The sequence below is a fragment of the Kluyvera sp. EC_51 genome, from assembly GCF_019584505.1.
GTDB lineage: Bacteria > Pseudomonadota > Gammaproteobacteria > Enterobacterales > Enterobacteriaceae > Kluyvera > Kluyvera sichuanensis.
In genome coordinates, this window is sequence record NZ_VDAG01000099.1 from 76,957 (window position 1) to 96,750 (window position 19,794).

The 19,794-nt window shown below is 54.9% G+C and carries 19 protein-coding genes, 1 pseudogene and 1 other annotated feature; of the genes and pseudogenes, 11 read left to right on the forward strand and 9 right to left on the reverse strand.

Annotated elements, in window-relative coordinates; genetic code table 11:
- Window positions 1-10: 10 nt before the first annotated feature.
- The 3 genes from FHC49_RS18775 to FHC49_RS18785 all read right to left on the reverse strand — a co-directional run bounded on the left by FHC49_RS18775 (window position 11) and on the right by FHC49_RS18785 (window position 3,218).
- Window positions 11-1,372, reverse strand: coding sequence for an MFS transporter (locus FHC49_RS18775; RefSeq protein ID WP_185666025.1), 1,362 nt, complete (start codon window positions 1,370-1,372; stop codon window positions 11-13).
- A 181-nt stretch (window positions 1,373-1,553) separates the two neighbouring features.
- Window positions 1,554-2,483 carry a 23S rRNA pseudouridine(2605) synthase RluB gene (rluB, locus tag FHC49_RS18780; RefSeq protein WP_185666024.1) on the reverse strand — a complete coding sequence of 310 codons (930 nt, stop codon included), beginning with the start codon at window positions 2,481-2,483 and terminating at the stop codon, window positions 1,554-1,556.
- A 243-nt stretch (window positions 2,484-2,726) separates the two neighbouring features.
- On the reverse strand, window positions 2,727-3,218 hold the full coding sequence (locus tag FHC49_RS18785; RefSeq protein WP_220440565.1) for a GNAT family N-acetyltransferase: 492 nt from the start codon (window positions 3,216-3,218) through the stop codon (window positions 2,727-2,729).
- 97 nt (window positions 3,219-3,315) lie between these two features.
- On the opposite strand from FHC49_RS18785, the gene FHC49_RS18790 reads away from it, so the two are divergent.
- On the forward strand, window positions 3,316-4,227 hold the full coding sequence (locus FHC49_RS18790; protein ID WP_185666022.1) for a LysR family transcriptional regulator: 912 nt from the start codon (window positions 3,316-3,318) through the stop codon (window positions 4,225-4,227).
- Between the two features lie 38 nt (window positions 4,228-4,265).
- On the opposite strand, the gene FHC49_RS18795 is transcribed toward FHC49_RS18790, so the two are convergent.
- Together FHC49_RS18795 and FHC49_RS18800 are read right to left on the reverse strand one after the other, a co-directional pair.
- A complete protein-coding gene (locus tag FHC49_RS18795; protein WP_185666021.1) occupies window positions 4,266-4,886 on the reverse strand; it encodes an L-threonylcarbamoyladenylate synthase in 621 nt (206 codons plus the stop codon).
- Window positions 4,883-5,764 (reverse strand): PHP domain-containing protein, encoded by an 882-nt coding sequence (locus FHC49_RS18800; RefSeq protein ID WP_220440566.1) that lies wholly within the window; start codon window positions 5,762-5,764, stop codon window positions 4,883-4,885. Before FHC49_RS18800 ends, FHC49_RS18795 begins: the two co-directional genes overlap by 4 nt.
- A 167-nt stretch (window positions 5,765-5,931) precedes the next feature.
- Window positions 5,932-6,024: a sequence feature (Trp leader region), on the forward strand.
- A gap of 34 nt (window positions 6,025-6,058) precedes the next feature.
- Here FHC49_RS18800 and FHC49_RS18805 point away from each other — a divergent pair.
- Genes FHC49_RS18805 through trpA form a run of 5 tightly spaced genes read left to right on the forward strand, consistent with a single transcriptional unit; the run spans window position 6,059 to window position 12,590 of the window.
- Window positions 6,059-7,621: an anthranilate synthase component 1 gene (locus tag FHC49_RS18805; protein WP_220440567.1), complete on the forward strand. Its 1,563-nt coding sequence runs from the start codon at window positions 6,059-6,061 to the stop codon at window positions 7,619-7,621.
- On the forward strand, window positions 7,621-9,216 hold the full coding sequence (gene trpD, locus FHC49_RS18810; RefSeq protein ID WP_220440568.1) for a bifunctional anthranilate synthase glutamate amidotransferase component TrpG/anthranilate phosphoribosyltransferase TrpD: 1,596 nt from the start codon (window positions 7,621-7,623) through the stop codon (window positions 9,214-9,216). The genes FHC49_RS18805 and trpD overlap by 1 nt, the downstream gene beginning before the upstream one ends.
- A gap of 3 nt (window positions 9,217-9,219) precedes the next feature.
- Window positions 9,220-10,578 (forward strand): bifunctional indole-3-glycerol-phosphate synthase TrpC/phosphoribosylanthranilate isomerase TrpF, encoded by a 1,359-nt coding sequence (gene trpCF / locus FHC49_RS18815; RefSeq protein ID WP_220440569.1) that lies wholly within the window; start codon window positions 9,220-9,222, stop codon window positions 10,576-10,578.
- A 9-nt stretch (window positions 10,579-10,587) separates the two neighbouring features.
- A complete protein-coding gene (gene trpB / locus FHC49_RS18820) occupies window positions 10,588-11,781 on the forward strand; it encodes a tryptophan synthase subunit beta (protein WP_220440570.1) in 1,194 nt (397 codons plus the stop codon).
- The gene (gene trpA, locus FHC49_RS18825; protein WP_220440571.1) at window positions 11,781-12,590 is read left to right on the forward strand and encodes a tryptophan synthase subunit alpha; all 810 of its coding nucleotides are present in this window, start codon (window positions 11,781-11,783) and stop codon (window positions 12,588-12,590) included. Before trpB ends, trpA begins: the two co-directional genes overlap by 1 nt.
- A 32-nt stretch (window positions 12,591-12,622) precedes the next feature.
- Here the strand turns inward: trpA and FHC49_RS18830 are convergent, their stop codons facing one another.
- Window positions 12,623-13,078 (reverse strand): MarR family winged helix-turn-helix transcriptional regulator, encoded by a 456-nt coding sequence (locus tag FHC49_RS18830; RefSeq protein ID WP_220440572.1) that lies wholly within the window; start codon window positions 13,076-13,078, stop codon window positions 12,623-12,625.
- Between the two features lie 75 nt (window positions 13,079-13,153).
- Here FHC49_RS18830 and FHC49_RS18835 point away from each other — a divergent pair, with 75 nt between their 5' ends.
- Both FHC49_RS18835 and FHC49_RS18840 read left to right on the forward strand, forming a co-directional pair.
- On the forward strand, window positions 13,154-14,101 hold the full coding sequence (locus FHC49_RS18835; RefSeq protein ID WP_220440573.1) for a zinc-binding alcohol dehydrogenase family protein: 948 nt from the start codon (window positions 13,154-13,156) through the stop codon (window positions 14,099-14,101).
- Window positions 14,102-14,377: 276 nt separating this feature from the next.
- The gene (locus FHC49_RS18840) at window positions 14,378-15,010 is read left to right on the forward strand and encodes a LysE family translocator (protein ID WP_185666013.1); all 633 of its coding nucleotides are present in this window, start codon (window positions 14,378-14,380) and stop codon (window positions 15,008-15,010) included.
- 9 nt (window positions 15,011-15,019) lie between these two features.
- On the opposite strand, the gene FHC49_RS18845 is transcribed toward FHC49_RS18840, so the two are convergent.
- Window positions 15,020-16,471, reverse strand: coding sequence for a cyclic diguanylate phosphodiesterase (locus FHC49_RS18845; protein ID WP_220440574.1), 1,452 nt, complete (start codon window positions 16,469-16,471; stop codon window positions 15,020-15,022).
- Window positions 16,472-17,193: 722 nt separating this feature from the next.
- On the opposite strand from FHC49_RS18845, the gene FHC49_RS18850 reads away from it, so the two are divergent.
- From FHC49_RS18850 to FHC49_RS24470, 3 genes and pseudogenes are all read left to right on the forward strand, one after another.
- A complete protein-coding gene (locus FHC49_RS18850; protein ID WP_185666380.1) occupies window positions 17,194-17,400 on the forward strand; it encodes a hypothetical protein in 207 nt (68 codons plus the stop codon).
- A 225-nt stretch (window positions 17,401-17,625) separates the two neighbouring features.
- Window positions 17,626-17,868 (forward strand): hypothetical protein, encoded by a 243-nt coding sequence (locus FHC49_RS18855; RefSeq protein WP_220440575.1) that lies wholly within the window; start codon window positions 17,626-17,628, stop codon window positions 17,866-17,868.
- A 223-nt stretch (window positions 17,869-18,091) separates the two neighbouring features.
- Window positions 18,092-18,262: pseudogene (locus FHC49_RS24470) on the forward strand (hypothetical protein); the annotation flags it as partial.
- A 286-nt stretch (window positions 18,263-18,548) separates the two neighbouring features.
- Here the strand turns inward: FHC49_RS24470 and FHC49_RS18865 are convergent.
- Together FHC49_RS18865 and ompW are read right to left on the reverse strand one after the other, a co-directional pair.
- Window positions 18,549-18,782, reverse strand: coding sequence for a hypothetical protein (locus tag FHC49_RS18865; protein WP_185666011.1), 234 nt, complete (start codon window positions 18,780-18,782; stop codon window positions 18,549-18,551).
- 177 nt (window positions 18,783-18,959) lie between these two features.
- Window positions 18,960-19,595 carry an outer membrane protein OmpW gene (gene ompW, locus FHC49_RS18870; protein ID WP_185666010.1) on the reverse strand — a complete coding sequence of 212 codons (636 nt, stop codon included), beginning with the start codon at window positions 19,593-19,595 and terminating at the stop codon, window positions 18,960-18,962.
- Window positions 19,596-19,794: the final 199 nt, after the last annotated feature.

The following is a 19,794-nucleotide window of genomic DNA, read 5'->3' on the forward strand; positions in this document are numbered from 1 at the left end:
CTCCCTGAGGTTAAAGCGCGTTCTGCTTGCGCAGGCTGATTTTCTGCACGATGTCGCGGTAGGTTTTTTCGTCCAGCGAATAGCTGGCCACGAAGATGGCGCTAATCGCAAACATCGCGCCGGGGAATAGCGTCATCAGAATATTGATGCCGCTCAGCGCGTCGGCGCTAATATTGGCAGCGTCATAGTGGTAATAATCCAGCATCCACCCGGCGCATCCACCGCCGATGGCCATCGCTATTTTGGTAATAAAGTTGAAGAAGCCGTAAATAGCACCCTCGGTGCGCACGCCATGGTGCCATTCGGCATATTCTACGGTGTCAGCGATCATCGACCACATGGCGACAAATCCCATACCCAGCGTAATACTGAACAGGCACACCCCGGTCATAATCAGCCAGATATTATTACCGGCAACAAAATACTGCATCAGCACGCCCAGTACGCCAATTAACAGCGCCACCAGCGTCATTTTCTTTTTGCCAATCGTAGCAATAATTTTCTCAGAAACCACCGTCCCCAAAATATAGGCGGCGGACTGAATCATAAAGAACGAGGCGGTAAAACCTTCATTGCCGATGATGTACTTAATAAAGTAAATCGCGATCGCCATCCACACGGTGTAGGCGATATAAAAGAAGACGGTAAATAACGACAGATTAATCAGCGGCGCATTGCCCATCACCGCGCGGAACATTTCACGCAGCGTCGGCGCAGGCGTATCCTCCTCTTCCCCCACGCGCTCTTTAGTCATGCCAAAGCAGGCAAGGAACAGGAACGTCGCCAGCAGCGCAAAGCAGGAGACGGCAAAGACGTAGCCCAGCTGTTTGTCGTCAAACGGCGAAATCAGAATATCCGCGGTAGTAGAGACAATCAGGTAGCCGACAATCGCCATCACAAAGCGGTAGACCGACAGCGACGAACGTGAGGCCTCGTGCTGGGTTAACCGGTTGGTCATTGCCGAATACGGCGTATTGACCGCGGTGTACGCCAGGCAGTAGATGGTGTAGGAACAGAGCGCGAACCAGAATTTGGCCTCGCCGCCAAACGGCAGGAAACACAGTACGGTCAGTAAACCCAGCGGCACAGAGCCATATAATAACCACGGACGCAGCTTGCCGTAGCGGCTGTGGGTTTTATCAATAGCAAAGCCAATCAGGATATTAAAAATTGCATCCACGACTCGCGCAATAACAAAGATCAGGCTCGCCTGAACCGCGCTAATACCGTAAATGTTGGTATAGAAGAATAATAAAAATAGAGAGACAAAACCGAAGGATAAATTAGAGGCAAAGTCACCGAAGCCGTAGCCAATCTTTTCTTTAACGCCGATAACCACATAGCTTGCCGAGAGTTTTTGAGTTGTATCCATTTCGGGCTACCTGTTTGAGTAATCTGTGGCAACAGTATATGGCGAGGGCTATTTTATCACTTTGCGTTCTTTGTCCGGGGAATTCCTGTTTTTTGTCTTTATAAAGAAGTGTGAATGGCATCACAGGAGGAGATTAACACGGGGAAAGTATTCCGGCGGAAGCCCGCCGGAACTGACGTCGTTAGCCTTTCGGTTTATTACGGGTGCTAGAACGACGGTTAGTATTATTATTGTTACCAGTATTACCACCAGTGGTGGTGTGACGCTTCACGGCGCGACGAATCTGATTCGCCTTCATGCGGCGACGGTCTTTTTCTACCGCCACTTTCGAGGTGGTTTCGGCCGGCAGTTCTACCAGCTCACGCAGATAGTTGGTCTGCGCCAGATCCAGTTCGGTATAACCACCGCGCGGCAGGCCTTTTGGCAACGGGATATCACCGTAGCGAACGCGGATAAGACGGCTCACCTGCACGCCTACCGCTTCCCACAGACGACGAACTTCACGGTTACGGCCTTCGGTCAGGGTTACGTTGTACCACTGGTTGATGCCTTCGCCGCCGCTGAATTTGATGGTTTTGAATGCCGCAGGGCCATCTTCCAGCTGAACGCCACGTGAGAGCTGACGCACTTTCGTGTCGTCCACTTCACCAAATACGCGCACCGCGTATTCACGTTCAACTTCACGGCTTGGGTGCATCAGGCGGTTTGCCAGCTCACCGTCGGTGGTGAACAGCAGCAGGCCGCAGGTGTTCACGTCCAGACGGCCAACGGCAATCCAGCGTGCGCCACGCAGTTTCGGCAGACGGTCGAATACGGTCGGGCGACCTTCCGGGTCGTTACGCGTACACAGCTCACCTTCCGGCTTGTAGTACGCCAGAACGCGACAGATTTGTTCTACGGATTCTTTGACGGAGATGAGGTGCCCGTCGATACGAATTTTGAGGCCTGGGATCACTTCAACGCGATCGCCCAGCTTGGCGATTTTGCCGTCCACGCTAACGCGGCCCGCTTCAATAATCGTTTCAATTTCACGACGGGAGCCGTGGCCGGCGCGTGCCAGCACTTTTTGCAGTTTTTCGCTTTTATCGCTTTTAACGCTTTTATCGCTCATAGAGCTTCCTTCCGGTGTCGCCTTCACAGGCGTCTTAGAGACTTCATCAGCAACGCGGGAAATCAGCACCGGGTTGCATAAGGAGGCAGGCAGCGGCGTTTTTTCGTGACGCAGGCTACCCACCCAAAATGGTGACCGCACATACTACACGAATTTTAGGAGAAAAGGGCAGCTTGTTCCTGCCCTTTTGTTTCACTTTATCGGCCGTTGCGGCGAAAAGAAGTCTGATGCCGCGATAACGAGCTAAATCCCCTGCACCATTTCAAACCACTCTTCCCCGCCGTGCGTCGAGTCAGACTTTTTAAGGAACTGATAGCCAAAGCGTTTATACATCTCCAGATACTGCGCTTTACACATCAGGTAGATGGCCGTTTTGCCCTGCTGGCGCATATGTTCGATAAACGCCTGCATCAGCGCGGTGGAAAGCCCTTTACCCTGGTAGTTCGGGTGCAGCACCACCGACATAATCACCGCGTTCGGCGCCTGCGGGTCATGGCCCACCAGCTCTTTGAACTCTTCATCGGACATCACCACCTCCCAGGCGCAGCCTGCATTGATAAAGCCGATAATATCGCCATCCTGCTCCATGCACAGAAAGCCCTGTGGATAGCGGGCGATGCGAATGGCAATTTTCTCCCGCGTCGCCGCTTCATCTGCCGGGTAGGCTGCGGATTCAATTTCAAAACAACGGTCGATGTCGGACGGGGTGGCCTGACGGAAAGTAGCGTGTGACACAATGCCTCCAGAGATACGGCTTTCAGTTGATGGTCGCTATTCTAGCGCCAGCGTGATATGAATACGCTGCATTCTTTTCAACGGTAAAATGAATATCATGCATCGCAATCTTCGCCTGCTGGATCTTAATCTGCTGCTGGTCTTCGACGCCCTTTATCGCCATCGTCGCGTGGCCGAAGCCGCCAGCGAGCTCGCCATGAGCCCTTCGGCATTCAGCCACGCATTAAGTCGCCTGCGTAGTTCACTCAACGATCCGTTATTCAGCCGTCAGGGTAGCCAGATGCAGCCGACCCCACGTGCCGAATCGCTGTTTCCCGCCATTGCCGGAGCATTATCGGCGCTAAACGGCGAGCTGGGTCAGGCTGACCTTTTTCGGCCTGAAACCAGCAACCAGACCTTCACCTTTGCCGCCACCGATTACACCGCCGCGGTATTTTTCCCCGAGCTTGTCGCCCGGCTTCAGGCCTGCGCGCCCGGTATTCGTACGCGGATTGTCTACTCCCGGGAATATGACGCACTGGAAGAACTGCTGACCGGCAGAGTCAATTTTGCCATCGGTTTTGAGGAAGAGAACGTGCAGCCTCGCCACGGCTTAGCGTCGCTGGAGCTGTTTACCGACGACTACGTGGTGGCGGTGCGCAAAGGTCATCCGTTGGCAAACGAAACGCTGACGCCAGAAACCTATCTGCAGTTGGGTCACGTGGTGGTCAGCCCGTGGAACGAGCACCATCGTCCCATCGACAGCTACCTTGCCTCGCGCCACGTAAGCCGCCGTACGGTGGTGGAACTGCCGAGCGTGATGTCGGCACCGTTTATCGTCAGCCGTACGGATCTGGCGATAACGCTGCCGCGACGCGGGGTGCACCAGCTTTTTGATACCCGTCAGCTCACCCTGCACACGCCGCCGTTCCCTATTCCGCCCTACACCCTGAAAGTGTATTACCGCCCGGCGAGCGGACAGGCGAAAGCGCAGCAGTGGATGCTGGAGCAGATAAGTCAGCTGGAATAGAAGGGGTACCCGGCGAGGAGCCGCCGGGTCCGGAAGGATCAGAGGAACGGTTTAACGTCGCCGACGCCTTCACGCACCACGACCGGCGAATCTTCGGTCAGGTCGATAACGGTGGTCGGCTGTTGGCCGAGGTAGCCGCCGTGGATGATCAAATCCACCAGTTTCTCCAGACGATCTTTAATCTCTTCCGGGTCGGATTCGGTGAAATCACTGCCCGGCAGCATCAGAGAGGTCGACAGCATCGGCTCGCCTAAGGTTTCCAGCAGCGCCTGAGCAATCGGGTTTGACGGTACGCGCATCCCGATAGTTTTACGCTTTTCCTGCAGCAGGCGACGTGGCACCTCTTTGGTCCCCTTCAGGATGAAGGTGTAGTTGCCCGGCGTGTTGTTTTTGATTAAGCGAAACGCCACGTTATCGACGTAGGAATAGGTCGACAGCTCGGACAGGTCGCGGCACATCAGCGTAAAGTTGTGGCCGTCCGGCAGATGACGGATGCGACAGATACGCTCCATCGCGCCTTTGTCTTCAATTTTGCAGCCCAGCGCGTAGCCGGAGTCGGTTGGGTAGACGATGACGCCGCCCTTACGCACAATCTCGACCGCCTGGTTAATCAGACGCGCCTGCGGGTTATCCGGATGGATATAAAAAAACTGACTCATGCTTCCCTCTCAGTTGAATTCTGCGGCTGCTCCCAGCGCTGCCAGACACCCTCGACGCCTGCGGGTAACCACAGTTTGCGGCCCAGTTCAATCCACGGGCAGGGCTGATGGAAATCCGACCCTTGTGACGCCAGTAAACCGTATTCGCGGGCATAGGTGGCAAGCTGAGTGCGCTCGTGAGGCGCCTGCTGACACTGGGCGACTTCCATCGCATCGCCGCCGTGTTCGCTAAAGTGTGCCAGCAGTCTTTTCAGCCACTTGGCGGACAAATTGTACCGCCCCGGATGGGCCAATACCGCTACCCCACCCGAATGATGAATGACATCAATAGCTTCCTTTATTGTACACCACTGTGGCGGAACGTATCCGGTTTTCCCACGCGCGAGGTACTTTTTAAACACGTCGCCAATATTACTCGCTTTGCCCTGCTCGACGAGGAAACGCGCGAAGTGCGCCCGCGTCACCGCCCCACCCTCGGCGTACTTCAGCGCCGCTTCCCAGGCTCCGGGAATATGCGCTTTTTCCAGCCGCTCGGCGATCATCACCCCGCGCTGCTCACGGCGCGTTATCTGCGCGCTTAGAAACGCGGTGAGTGCCGGATTGGCAATATCAATATTCAGGCCGACGATATGGATCTCGTGATTTTCCCAGAGGGTCGAGATTTCTACGCCGCTAATCAGCGTCAGCGGCAAACCGGCACGGGCGATTTCCGCTCGCGCGGCAGGAATGGCAGCGACAGAATCATGGTCGGTGATCGCCAGCGTGCCTACGCGGTTTTCCAGCGCACGATGCACCAGCGCTTCCGGCGTCAGCCGTCCGTCGGAGGCGACCGTGTGGCTATGCAGGTCATAAATGATGGCGTATTCGTTGTCGCTCAAAACAGCTCCCATTGGACTACCTATAAGGATTCGCGGCCTATCATAACGGCATTGCGTGAAATTCTAAAATCAGGGGTTGACTTTGCCCTCTCGAACTAGTTAACTAGTACGCAAGTTCACTTAGTAGAAGGTATCTCAAAATGACGCATAAAATCATTGCTCTGCACGACGGTTGGTGGCGTACTTCCCAGTAGGGCGGAGTCATCACGTCTGCGTTATGCATACAGATACCCGGCCCGCCAATGAGCGGGCTTTTTATTAAGTAAAAATTATTCAGAACAGGCGAGAACAACGATGCAAACACAAAAACCTATGCTCGAGCTTCTGACCAGTGACGCGATTTACCGTGAAAATCCCACCGCGCTGTTCCATCAGCTGTGCGGTGCGCGCCCGGCGACGCTGCTGCTTGAATCAGCCGACATTGATAGCAAAAACGATTTAAAGAGCCTGCTGCTGGTCGATAGCGCACTGCGCATCACCGCGCTGGGCGATACCGTCACCATTCAGGCGCTGTCCGATAACGGCGCTTCCCTGTTGCCGCTGCTGGATGCCGCGCTGCCAGCGGGCGTCGAAAACAACCGCCAGCCAACCTGCCGCGTGCTGCGCTTCCCGGCGGTGAGTTCGCTGCTGGATGAAGATGCTCGCCTGTGTTCGCTGTCAGTGTTCGACGCCTTCCGCCTGTTACAAGAGCTGGTGACCGTTCCGCAAAACGAACGTGAAGCGATGTTCTTCGGCGGCCTGTTTGCCTATGACCTGGTCGCGGGTTTCGAAGACCTGCCGCAACTGGAAAGCGACACCAGCTGCCCGGACTACTGCTTCTATCTGGCCGAAACGCTGCTGGTGATTGATCACCAGACCAAAAACACGCGTATTCAGGCCAGCCTGTTTACGCCATCAGAATCAGAAAAAGACCGCCTGCAGCAGCGTATCGCCCAGGTTCGCCAGCAGCTGAACGAGCCGCCGTCAGCGCTGCCGGTGCATGAAATTAGCACCATGCGCTGCGAAACGAACCAAAGTGACGAAGCGTACGGTGACGTGGTGCGTAAGATGCAAAAAGCGATTCGCGCCGGGGAAATCTTCCAGGTGGTACCGTCTCGCCGCTTCTCGCTGCCTTGCCCTTCTCCGCTCGCCGCCTATGACGTGCTGAAGAAGAGCAATCCAAGCCCGTATATGTTCTTTATGCAGGACAACGACTTCACCCTGTTCGGTGCGTCGCCGGAAAGCTCGCTGAAGTATGACGCGACCAACCGCCAGATTGAGATCTACCCGATTGCCGGTACCCGCCCACGCGGCCGCCGCGCTGACGGCTCGCTGGACCGCGACCTCGACAGCCGCATTGAGCTGGAAATGCGTACCGACCATAAAGAGCTCTCCGAGCATCTGATGCTGGTTGACCTGGCGCGTAATGACCTGGCACGTATCTGTACGGCGGGCAGTCGCTACGTGGCAGACCTGACCAAAGTTGACCGTTACTCCTTTGTGATGCACCTCGTCTCCCGCGTGGTTGGCGAGCTGCGTAAAGACCTCGACGTGCTGCACGCCTACCGCGCCTGCATGAACATGGGCACCCTGAGCGGTGCGCCGAAAGTGCGTGCGATGCAGCTGATTGCTGCCGCTGAAGGCAAACGTCGCGGTAGCTACGGCGGCGCGGTGGGTTACTTCACCGCCCACGGCGACCTCGATACCTGCATCGTTATCCGCTCCGCGTTCGTCGAAAACGGCATTGCGACCGTTCAGGCAGGCGCTGGGGTGGTTCTGGATTCCGTTCCGCAGTCTGAAGCCGACGAAACCCGTAATAAAGCTCGTGCGGTTCTGCGCGCCATCGCCACCGCTCATCATGCACAGGAGATTTTCTGATGGCTGACATTCTGCTGCTCGATAACATCGACTCCTTTACTTACAACCTGGCAGATCAGCTGCGCGCAAACGGGCACAACGTGGTGATTTACCGTAACCACGTTCCAGCACAGACCTTAATTGAGCGTCTGGGCACCATGGATAACCCGGTATTGATGCTCTCTCCTGGCCCCGGTGCCCCGTCTGAAGCGGGCTGTATGCCTGAGCTGCTGACCCGCATGCGCGGCAAGCTGCCGATTATCGGCATCTGCCTCGGCCACCAGGCGATTGTTGAAGCCTACGGCGGCTATGTTGGTCAGGCAGGCGAAATTCTGCACGGCAAAGCCTCCAGCATTGAACACGACGGCCAGGCGATGTTTGCCGGCTTAAGCAACCCGCTGCCGGTGGCGCGCTACCACTCATTGGTAGGCAGCAACATTCCGGCCGGTTTAACCATCAACGCCCATTTCAACGGCATGGTGATGGCAGTACGTCACGACGCGGATCGCGTCTGCGGTTTCCAGTTCCACCCGGAATCGATTCTGACCACGCAGGGTGCTCGTCTGCTAGAACAAACGCTGGCATGGGCGCTGCAAAAGCTGGAGCAGAGCAACACGCTGCAGCCGATTCTGGAAAAACTGTATCAAGCCGAAACCTTGACTCAGCAGGAAAGCCATCAGCTCTTCTCCGCCGTAGTGCGCGGCGAAGTGAAGCCGGAGCAGCTGGCCGCCGCGCTGGTGAGTATGAAAATTCGTGGCGAAAGCCCGAATGAGATTGCCGGTGCCGCCACCGCCCTGCTGGAAAACGCCGCGCCGTTCCCGCGTCCGGACTATCCGTTTGCCGATATCGTTGGCACCGGCGGCGACGGCAGCAACAGTATCAACATTTCCACCGCCAGCGCCTTTGTCGCCGCGGCGTGTGGTCTGAAGGTCGCCAAGCATGGTAACCGCAGCGTCTCCAGTAAGTCTGGCTCTTCTGACCTGCTGGCTGCTTTCGGCATTAATCTCGATATGAATGCCGACAAATCACGTCAGGCGCTGGATGAACTCGGGGTGTGCTTCCTGTTTGCACCGAAGTATCACACCGGTTTCCGCCACGCCATGCCGGTTCGCCAGCAGCTGAAAACCCGCACCCTGTTTAACGTGCTGGGGCCGCTGATTAACCCGGCGCACCCGCCGTTAGCGCTGATTGGCGTCTACAGCCCGGAACTGGTGCTGCCGATTGCTGAAACCCTGCGCGTACTGGGTTATCAGCGTGCGGCGGTGGTTCACAGCGGCGGCATGGATGAAGTGTCGCTGCACGCGCCAACGGTCGTCGCTGAGCTGAATGAGGGCGAAATTAAGAGCTATCAGCTGACTGCCGATGACTTTGGCCTCAAGCCTTATCATCAGGCCGAACTCGCCGGTGGCACGCCGGAAGAAAACCGTGACATTCTGACGCGCTTGCTACAAGGTAAAGGTGAAGCGGCCCATGAGTCCGCGGTGGCGGTCAACGTCGCCATGCTGATGCGCCTGTACGGTCACGAAGACCTGAAAGCCAACGTACAACAGGTGCTGGATGTTCTGCACAGTGGTGCAGCCTACGACCGCGTCACCGCATTAGCGGCAAGAGGATAAGAAATGCAGACCGTATTAGCAAAAATCGTTGCCGATAAAGCGATTTGGGTAGAAGCCCGTAAACAGCAACAACCGTTAGCCTCGTTCCAGAACGACGTACAGCCAAGCCAGCGCAGCTTCTATGATGCGCTGCGCGGCACCCGCACCGCCTTTATTCTGGAGTGCAAAAAAGCTTCTCCGTCGAAAGGGGTGATCCGCGATGATTTCGACCCGGCGCGCATTGCTAACGTTTATAAGCACTACGCCTCGGCAATTTCCGTACTGACCGATGAGAAGTATTTCCAGGGCAGCTTTGACTTCCTGCCTATCGTCAGCGGCATCGCGCCGCAGCCGATTCTGTGCAAAGACTTTATTATCGATGCCTATCAGATCTACCTGGCGCGTTTCTACCAGGCAGACGCCTGCCTGCTGATGCTCTCCGTGCTGGACGACGAGCAGTATCGTCAACTGGCGGCAGTCGCGCATAGCCTGAACATGGGCGTGCTGACCGAAGTCAGCAACGAAGAAGAGCTGGAGCGCGCGATTGCGCTGAAGGCGAAGGTCGTGGGTATCAACAACCGCGACCTGCGCGACCTCTCTATCGATTTGAACCGCACTCGCCAACTGGCGCCGCGTCTGGGCCACGATGTCACGGTGATCAGTGAATCCGGCATCAATACCAACGCGCAGGTGCGTGACCTGAGCCACTACGCCAACGGCTTCCTGATTGGCTCGGCGATGATGGCCTACGATGACCTGAACGCCGCCGTCCGCCGCGTGCTGCTGGGCGAAAACAAAGTCTGCGGGCTGACCCGCCCACAAGATGCGCAGGCGGCCTATGAAGCCGGTGCTATCTACGGCGGCCTGATTTTTGTGCCCACCTCGCCGCGTGCGGTAAACGATGCGCAAGCGCGTGACGTGATGAATGGCGCCCCGCTCGCCTACGTGGGCGTGTTCCGTAATACCCCAACGGCCGAGGTCGTGGAACGCGCAACGACACTGCAGCTGAAAGCGGTTCAACTGCACGGCAGCGAAGACCAGGCTTATATCGACGCCCTGCGTGCCGAACTGCCTGCCAGCGTGCAAATCTGGAAAGCGCTGAGCGTCGCCGACACGCTGCCACCTCGTGACCTCAACCACGTCGATAAATACGTGTTCGACAACGGTCAGGGCGGTTCCGGGCAGCGTTTCGACTGGGCACTGTTACAAGGTCAGGATCTGGGCAACGTGATTCTGGCCGGTGGTTTAAGCGCAGATAACTGCGTAGAAGCGGCCAAAAGCGGCTGCGTCGGGCTGGATTTCAATTCAGGCGTAGAGTCACAGCCGGGTATTAAAGATGCCAGCAAACTGGCCTCGGCATTTCAAACGCTGCGCGCATATTAAGGAGCAATAATGAGCACTTTACTGAACCCCTATTTTGGTGAATTTGGCGGGATGTACGTTCCGCAGATTCTGATGCCCGCCCTGCGCCAGCTGGAAGAGGCTTTCGTCAGCGCCCAGAAAGACCCTGCGTTTCAGGCAGAGTTTACTGACCTGCTGAAAAACTATGCCGGTCGTCCAACGGCCCTGACCAAGTGTCGTAACCTGACCGCTGGCACCAAAACCACGCTGTACCTTAAGCGTGAAGATTTACTGCACGGTGGCGCGCACAAAACCAACCAGGTGCTGGGTCAGGCGTTGCTGGCAAAGCGCATGGGCAAAACTGAGATCATCGCCGAAACCGGCGCCGGTCAGCACGGCGTAGCTTCCGCACTCGCCTGCGCCCTGCTCGGCCTGAAGTGCCGCATCTATATGGGCGCGAAAGATATCGAACGTCAGTCGCCAAACGTCTTCCGTATGCGCCTGATGGGTGCAGAGGTTATCGCGGTACACAGCGGCTCCGCTACGCTGAAAGATGCTTGTAACGAAGCGCTGCGCGACTGGTCTGGCAGCTATGAAACCGCGCACTATATGCTCGGCACCGCCGCAGGCCCGCACCCGTTCCCAACCATCGTGCGTGAGTTCCAGCGCATGATTGGCGAAGAGACCAAAGTGCAGATCCGCGAAAAAGAAGGTCACCTGCCGGATGCCGTGATTGCCTGCGTCGGCGGCGGTTCTAACGCCATCGGGATGTTCGCCGACTTTATCGACGAAACCAGCGTCGGCCTGATTGGCGTTGAGCCAGCCGGTCACGGTATCGAAACCGGCGAACACGGCGCGCCGCTGAAGCACGGTCGTGTTGGCATCTACTTCGGCATGAAATCGCCGATGATGCAGACCGATGAAGGCCAGATTGAAGAGTCTTACTCTATCTCTGCCGGTCTGGACTTCCCGTCCGTTGGGCCGCAGCACGCCTTCCTGAACAGCATTGGTCGCGCCGAGTACGTGTCGATTACCGATAACGAAGCGCTGGACGCCTTCAAGGAACTCAGCCGCCACGAAGGGATTATCCCGGCGCTGGAGTCTTCTCACGCCCTGGCGCACGCGCTGAAAATGATGCGTGAAAACCCAGAAAAAGAGCAGCTGCTGGTCGTTAACCTGTCCGGTCGCGGCGACAAAGACATCTTTACCGTACACGATATTCTGAAAGCGCGAGGGGAAATCTGATGGAACGCTATGACAACCTGTTTGCTCAACTGAAGGCCCGCAAGGAAGGCGCGTTTGTTCCCTTCGTCACCCTGGGCGACCCGAACCCAGAGCAGTCGCTGAAGATTATCGACACGCTGATTGCCGCCGGTGCGGACGCACTGGAGCTGGGGATCCCGTTCTCTGACCCGCTGGCCGATGGACCGACTATTCAGAACGCAACCCTGCGCGCCTTTGCGTCGGGCGTCACGCCAACCCAGTGCTTTGAGATGCTGGCAGCGATTCGTCACAAACACCCGACGATTCCGATTGGCCTGCTGATGTATGCCAACCTGGTCTTCAACCGCGGTATCGATGCGTTCTACGCCGAGTGCGCTCGCGTCGGCGTCGATTCCGTGCTGGTTGCCGACGTGCCGGTGGAAGATTCCGCGCCGTTCCGTCAGGCCGCGATGCGCCATAACGTCGCGCCTATCTTCATCTGCCCGCCAAACGCCGACGATGAGCTGCTGCGCCAGATTGCCGAGCATGGCCGGGGTTATACCTACCTGCTCTCCCGCGCAGGGGTAACCGGTACCGAAACCCGCGCCGCGCTGCCGTTGCATCATCTGGTGGAAAAACTGGCTGAGTACAACGCAGCTCCGCCGCTGCAGGGCTTTGGTATCTCCGCGCCGGATCAGGTGACGGCGACTATCAACGCTGGCGCTGCCGGGGCTATCTCGGGCTCTGCGATTGTCAAAATCATTGAGCGTAACGTCGAGAACCCGCAGGCGATGCTGGATGAGCTTTCAAGCTTTGTCACCAGCATGAAAGCGGCAACCAAATCGGCGTAATGCCTCAGGCCGCCTGACGCTCGTCAGGCGGCTTATTGCTGTTGCAGGCTGTCGGCGTATTTGCGCGTCAGCGTAAACAGCGCCTGTACCTCTTCCGGCGACCAGTTCGCCAGCACCTGATTCATCAGTTTCTGTCGAGCACGCGCAATCTGCGCAAAAATCGCCTGCCCCTGCTCGCTCAGCGTCACTTCGCTAATTCTCCTGTCGTGCGCGTTCGGCTGCTTGTGTGCCAACCCCTGCGCTTCAAGCTTCTTCACCTGACGGCTAACGGTGGTGTAATCCCGCCCGAGGTTATCGGCTAACTCCACTACCCCTATCGGCCCACGACGTCCTATTGCCACCAGCAGCGGAAACAGCAGCTGTTCCAGTTGCACGCCTGCCGCCTGTAACAACTGCTCGTCGCGGGCGGGCTGGTTCATCACGCCAATGATATCCAGCAGCGCGCCGTGGAATTCCGTGATGTCATAATTATTATGTGCATATTGCATATATTCTCCAGGCGAGTATAGTGCCGTTATCTGATATGTGCATTTTACACATAAATACCTTTTGGAGACACACTTATGAAAGCAGCCGTGGTCTTTGACCTCGCCCAGGGCCCGGTATGGGCCGATTTTGATGAACCGCAGGTAGGAGAGCAGCAGACGCTGGTTCGCGTCCGCACCGCCGCCATCAGCCACGTGGTGAAAAGCCGCGCCTCCGGTAAACACTACAGCTTTGACGGCACGCTGCCGTTTGTTGTCGGTATCGACGGCACCGGCACGCTCCCTACCGGCGAGCGGGTCTATTTTGCCTTCCCAACCGCACCGTGGGGCAGCATGGCGCAGTACGCGCCTGTCGCCCGTCAGAACTGCTTTGTGCTGCCGGATGGCTTAGATGATGTCACCGCCGCTGCGATGGCCAACCCGGGAATGTCCGCCTGGGCGGCGCTGGTGAAGCGCGCGCACTTCCAGGCTGGCGAAACCGTCCTGGTAAACGGCGCTACCGGCAGCGCCGGGCAGCTAGCGGTGCAAATTGCCCGCTATCTCGGCGCCAAAAAGGTGATCGCCACCGGGCGTAACGCCAGCGCGCTCGCGATGCTGGGCGCTGATACCACCATTCTGCTCACCGGCGATGACACCACCCTCAGCGCGGAATTCGCCGTTCAGGCCAACCAGGGTATTGATGTCGTCGTCGATTATCTCTGGGGGCACAGCGCGGAACTGCTGCTGCCCGCGCTGGCGAAATATAGCCGAGGCAACACACCGATTCGCTACGTACAGGTCGGGTCGCTTGCGGGAAGCGATATTGCCCTTAACGGCGCGGTGCTGCGTTCTGCCCCGCTGCAGCTAATGGGCAGCGGGATTGGCAGCCTGCCGATGGCGCAACTGTTGCAGGCGACCGGCGAGATGCTGAATGCGGCAGTCGCTGGTGGTTTTACCATCGCGACTACGCCCGTGGCGTTGCAAAACGTTGCTACCGCCTGGCCGTTGGATGACAGCCAGAAACGTACGGTTTTCACCCTCGAATAAAAAAAAGCGGTTTCACACAAAAGATAGGGTTGATATCTTAAATGAGAAATATTATCTTTCTCATTACCGAATAGTTGAGCAAATCACTCAGGTATTCGGTACGACATTGCTCACATTGCTTCCAGTATTTTTGCCCGCATTCGATGCGGGCTTTTTTTTGTCTGAGTAGCCCGTACAAGCGACGCGCCGCCGGGAGCAGCTCCCTACCAACAATTGTCTCGCCCGTATGAATGAGACGTCGTAGTATAAAAACTCCTCGCCTCGCTGGAGTTACCCATGTCAGAGTTCCACAACATTCTCGCGTTCGCCCTCGTCTCACTGGGCATGGCGCTCACCCCTGGCCCCAATATGATTTACCTGATTTCACGTTCGATTTCGCAGGGGCGCACTGCGGGGCTGGTCTCGCTCGGCGGCGTAGCGCTGGGCTTTATCTTCTATATGGTCAGCGCCGCCTTTGGCTTAACCGCGCTAATGATGGCGGTACCCTATGCCTATGATGCACTGCGCATTGCCGGTGTGGCCTATCTACTGTGGATGGCGTGGCAGTCGGTGCGCCCTGGCGGACGTTCGCCGTTTCAGCTTAAAGAACTGCCCCAGCACAGCCCGCGCAAGCTGTTCCTGATGGGTTTTCTGACCAATCTGCTGAACCCTAAAATTGCCATCGTCTACCTTTCGCTACTGCCGCAGTTTATCAACCCCGCTAGCGGCAGCGTACTGACGCAGTCGTTGATGCTGGGCATGACGCAGATTGTGATTAGCGTGACGATCAACGCACTGGTGGCGCTCTCCGCCGGAACCATTGCGCTGTTTCTGGTGCGTCGCCCCTCGTTTGGCACTATCCAGCGCTGGCTGATGGGTGGCGTATTGACGGGGTTGGCTATCAAGATTGCCACTGAATCACGCCGCTAGCGGTCCGGGCTATTCAACAACCACCCTGACCTTGGGCTTCGACAGCAGAATTTTGACTAGCTCAGGCAGGGATACGGGTTTGAAAAAATAGAATCCCTGCAGGTAGGTGATGTTATTTCGGCTGAGGTAATCGAGTTGCGCCTGGGTCTCGACGCCTTCAGCAACGATGCTGATTGAGAGTTTACGCGCCAGTTCCAGCACGGAATCCAGAATCAGCGTCGAGTCTTCATAGGCGTTTACCCGGCCAACAAAGCTCTGATCGATTTTGATATAGTCGATATGCAGGTCGTGCAGGTAAGAGAGCCCGGAGTAGCCGGTGCCGAAATCATCCAGCGCAATAGCGAAGCCATTTTCGTGCAGCATGTTCAGCGTCTGAATCAGATGCTCATCGACATGCAGCGGTTCCCGCTCCGTGACTTCAATTACCAGATTCAGATCCTGACGGGAAAAATTCTGCTTGTACGCCAAACACTCGGCCACAAAACCTGAGTCTATAATGTGCGACGCGCTGAAATTAATCCCGATGTGAAAACCTTCCGGTAGTTTGCTCTCAATGGCATTCATATGCGCCACTACCTGTGCCATCAGGCTGCGGGTTAGTGGCACAATTAAGCCCGATTTTTCAGCCGCAGGAATAAAGACTGAGGGTGAGATAAAGCCCGCTTTGGGGTGCTTCCAGCGGGCCAGCACCTCCACGCCGCGCAGCGTCTCTTCCGGCGTCGTGCTTTTATTGAGGTATTTATACAGCGCATAGGCGGCAACCCCGGAAAGCAGCAGCAGGAAAATCAGGATCCCGCCCCCTTGATGAATCAGTCGCCCGGCGCTGAACAGCACGGGGAGGTTGTACTGGATACCAAAGGGATAACGTTCCGCGCTCACCATGCTGTGACCGGGCAGATTCCCTGGCTGCGGATAGATATCGCCATACAGGCCCATCACCTGGTTATCGACCACCAGTGAATAATTTGCATCGCGAAGCGGCGTATTGAGTACGTCGCGAATGTGTCGGTCACTCACGGTGATGATGATCCGTTTGCCGGTATAACGGCGCTGAAACAGGAGCACCGGACGATCGTCAACCGTGTTCGCCTTTGACAATAACAGCAGCGATTTCTCTGGGATCTGCGCCACATGCAGTAGCAGTACATGATTACCCGGCAACGAGGAGCACCACACCCTGCCATCGTTAAAGATAAGCAGCGTGCGAAGATGCGGCTGTAGCGCCGCTTCAGTGCCCAACTGATACTGCCCCTGGGCATCACAACCTTTGGCAATGACCTCGTCCGCTACCCCGCTGGCCTCCTGCGCTTCATCCAACATAGTGGCAATATTTCGCGCCGCATAGTGCGCCCCCGCCAGGCGTTCAGAACGCAGCGAATACCAGAGCTGGGCATTGAGAATAAAAATACCGGAAATCAGCAGAAGCGCCGCGGCGATGATGGGAATAAGGACATTGCGCATTAACGCTACCTGGCTATAAGTGAGAGCGGCGACGCGGTAAGCTTTATACTTTGAGCATGGTAGAAAATCTGCAGAAATGCCATGCGCACTGTAACGTGAATGAAAAACGTCGGTTCCACGCCATAGACACTATCGCTTTCCACGCTAATGATTAATTCTAAAATTATTTTTTTGGCATCGTCCGATCGTTTTAAGTATTACAGACGCTTATCTATTTTTGATATTAATCAAATATCGATCATTTTTCTTATGTCCATAAAGCGATATGCCTCCGCTTTTTTTTAAAAAACTGTTGCGAGAAAATTGACCATTTCCGTACTAGTAACCTGGATACAGAGCCAATAATTTCACATTGAATAATGAATAACGACGCAACGAAGATGAATAAATCATACAAAATTAGGGAGCATTCCCCTACTCCTTAACATAACGTAATGCGTTGCCCAGACTGAATTTTCTTCTGTGCAAGAACCTGACAAGGTCTACCGCACATTTTTCCTGCGTTCAATCCTGCTTCAAAATGTAACACCGAACATCAAAAGATAACTGAGACTTCATTACGCGCGGCCGAACCCTTCACTCGAAACCCATGTCAGACAATCCTCTTCACACTTAACTTTTTTAATACAATATCTAAGCCATTATTCGTACGTTGACATGTCATTTACGCGCATTCATATTTCATGCAGAAAAATAATGTCTCGGGTGACGTGGAGAATTGCATGAAACACGCCAGAACCTATCCTGCTCAGCGCCGACGTCGTGGCGAAAGCCTGAATGCGGGGCTGACAATGCTGAGTGCGCGTGTCGCAGACGAGCTTTGTGAATATGTTCGTGATGTGGCAAGCCAAACGCGAAAAAGTAAGCAGCAGATTATTACCGAAGCGCTCGTGCTGTATCGGGAAAACAATCCGGAGATAACCGAGTAAATACGCTTTTTTATTTATATCGACTGACGACAGGCCAATGTAATCACTTTTAAGTGAGAATATAAAAACACGCTGATGTTTTTACGGGTTATCCGTGTGCGGAATATGTCGTTTATTAGCGACATAATTGAACCTCGACGGTTAAACGGTATTGTTTACGATATTTTTATTTTCGCCACAACTGACTAAAGCACAGTAGCGTGTTTGATGTAGAGGATTTTCAAAATGGTATTACTACGCGCTTGCTGTTCGCTAGGTTGGATTATGGGCATTACGTTCGCATTGACGATGGCGGTGATTACCGTATCGCTAACGACGTTAAACCTGACCCTGACGCTTTCTCAGGGCCTGGTGGCTATGCCGATGAAGGCGCTAGTTCACTCCCTAATCGTCGCCTTAGTCGCGCTGTTGCACTATGTGCCTCAAACGTTTTTAAGCTGTTCATCATTCATTTTTAGTCTGTGGTAGACAACCCCCCTGGTGATGGGGGGGATTTTTTGTGAGGTCATACGATGTGCATCAACCTGTACGATAATGCTCGCCGCTATAGCGATGAAAAGAAGTAGCCACCAATGAAATACGGTTGTCGCTGTTATTTTACGACGGACTGATTGGCAGAATACCCTTCAGTTTTTAGTGTATAAGAACGGCAATGGATATAATGAAACACACAACACAGGCATCATCCTTAATGAAAAAATTCATGCTTTCCGCGCTGGTCTTCACCGTCATGGCCTCTGCTCCGGCTCACGCGATTAATGCCAAATACCGCGAGCAGCTCATCCGTTCCGGCTGCACGCAGATGACGGAAGGCGTCACCTGCGACATCAACAAAACCAAGGCGCAAAACGCCGCCAATGCAGGCAAACCGCTTGCCAAAACGACGCCTAAACCAGCAACTGCTGCGGATAAGAAGTATGGTCAGATCGTAGGCGAGGCAGAAACCATTCTGGGTATGAAAGGCATTGCCGCTGAAGAGTTTTTGGTAGAAAAAGGCTGGCGCCAGCAGTCTAACGGCGACTGGGGAAAAGCAGGCCACCTGCTGCGAATTGTGGAAGAAAAAGGCGTCGTGTTGAATGCCCAAATCGTTAAATAATAATAAGGCTCCTAAGGGAGCCTTATTATTACCATCAGTAGCACATCACCGATTACGCTACTTTGGTCACGCGTAAAAAACGCTGTGGCAATTCCCCCTCTACCACCAACAGCACAGATTTCAACTCAATCTTCATACTCTGTTTAATGGCAGCGGCTTTTAAACTGGTCGACTCCCGCTGAAAACCGCCATCGTTATAGGGCACTATCAGAATACTATCCCCCGGTGCTTTTAACTGCCGAAGTGCTTCCGTTCGCGTGTTGTAATTGAGGTATTTGTTTGCCATTCCTGTTCTCTTTTTCGCACCCACCGTTAATACTGACTTCATTGATAAAATAGTGCGTTATCAATAGTAAGAGCTTTTATTTACGGTGACTAAGAAAAAGGAATGTATACTTTAAATGCGGAACATTCCTGGCAAGAGTAGACGCTGACCATAGAATGACCAGCGTTGTCAGGACAGTTAGAACCGGTAGCCCGCCGAGAACATAAATACCCACGGGTCAAGACGCGTACTCACGCTCTGGTTGGCCCCGCCCGCTTTAAATTTAACGTTAGTATCAATATCCATATACCAGACCGACATGTTCAGCAGCCAGTCGCGGTTAATCAGATAATCCAGCCCAACCTGCCCTGCCGCTCCCCAGGAGTCGTCGACGCTCAGGTCAGAAAGCCCGGCTTTTTTACCGGTATCGTTAAAATCGTTATCAAAGAAGGTGGTGTAGTTGATACCCGCGCCGATATACGGGCGCAACTTGCTCTGCGCGTCGCCAAAGTACCACTGCGCCATCAGCGTCGGTGGCAACTGGTGCACGGTGGCGATATTCCCCGTCGGCCCGGTTCCCACCTTATGACGGAACGGTGTCGCGGCCAGCAACTCAATACCGATGTTGTCCGTGGCCATGTAGGTAAAGGTCAAGCCGAGCTGCGTATTGTTGCTAACGTTAAAACTGCCGAGGCTGCCCAATACGTTATCAGACCCTTCCGTTGGCCTGACGGTCGCCGAACCTGCGCGGATGAAAAACTCACCTGCTTCGTGCGCCCAGACGCCGCCGGAAAAGGTACTCAACATTAATGCAACCGCTGCTAACTTTTTCATATCCACTTCCTCATTATGGTTTTTCAAGCGCGGCAAATATACCCATAACGAGTTACCTTTGATCCTACACGGATCACACTAAATCATTAGATTTAACATTTATTGATCCAGATTAATTTTTGCCATTTTCTGCAAATACGTCATTTGCACCCATATCAATTCTATGATTTTCCCAGGAAAAACGGCCATATCATGGTTT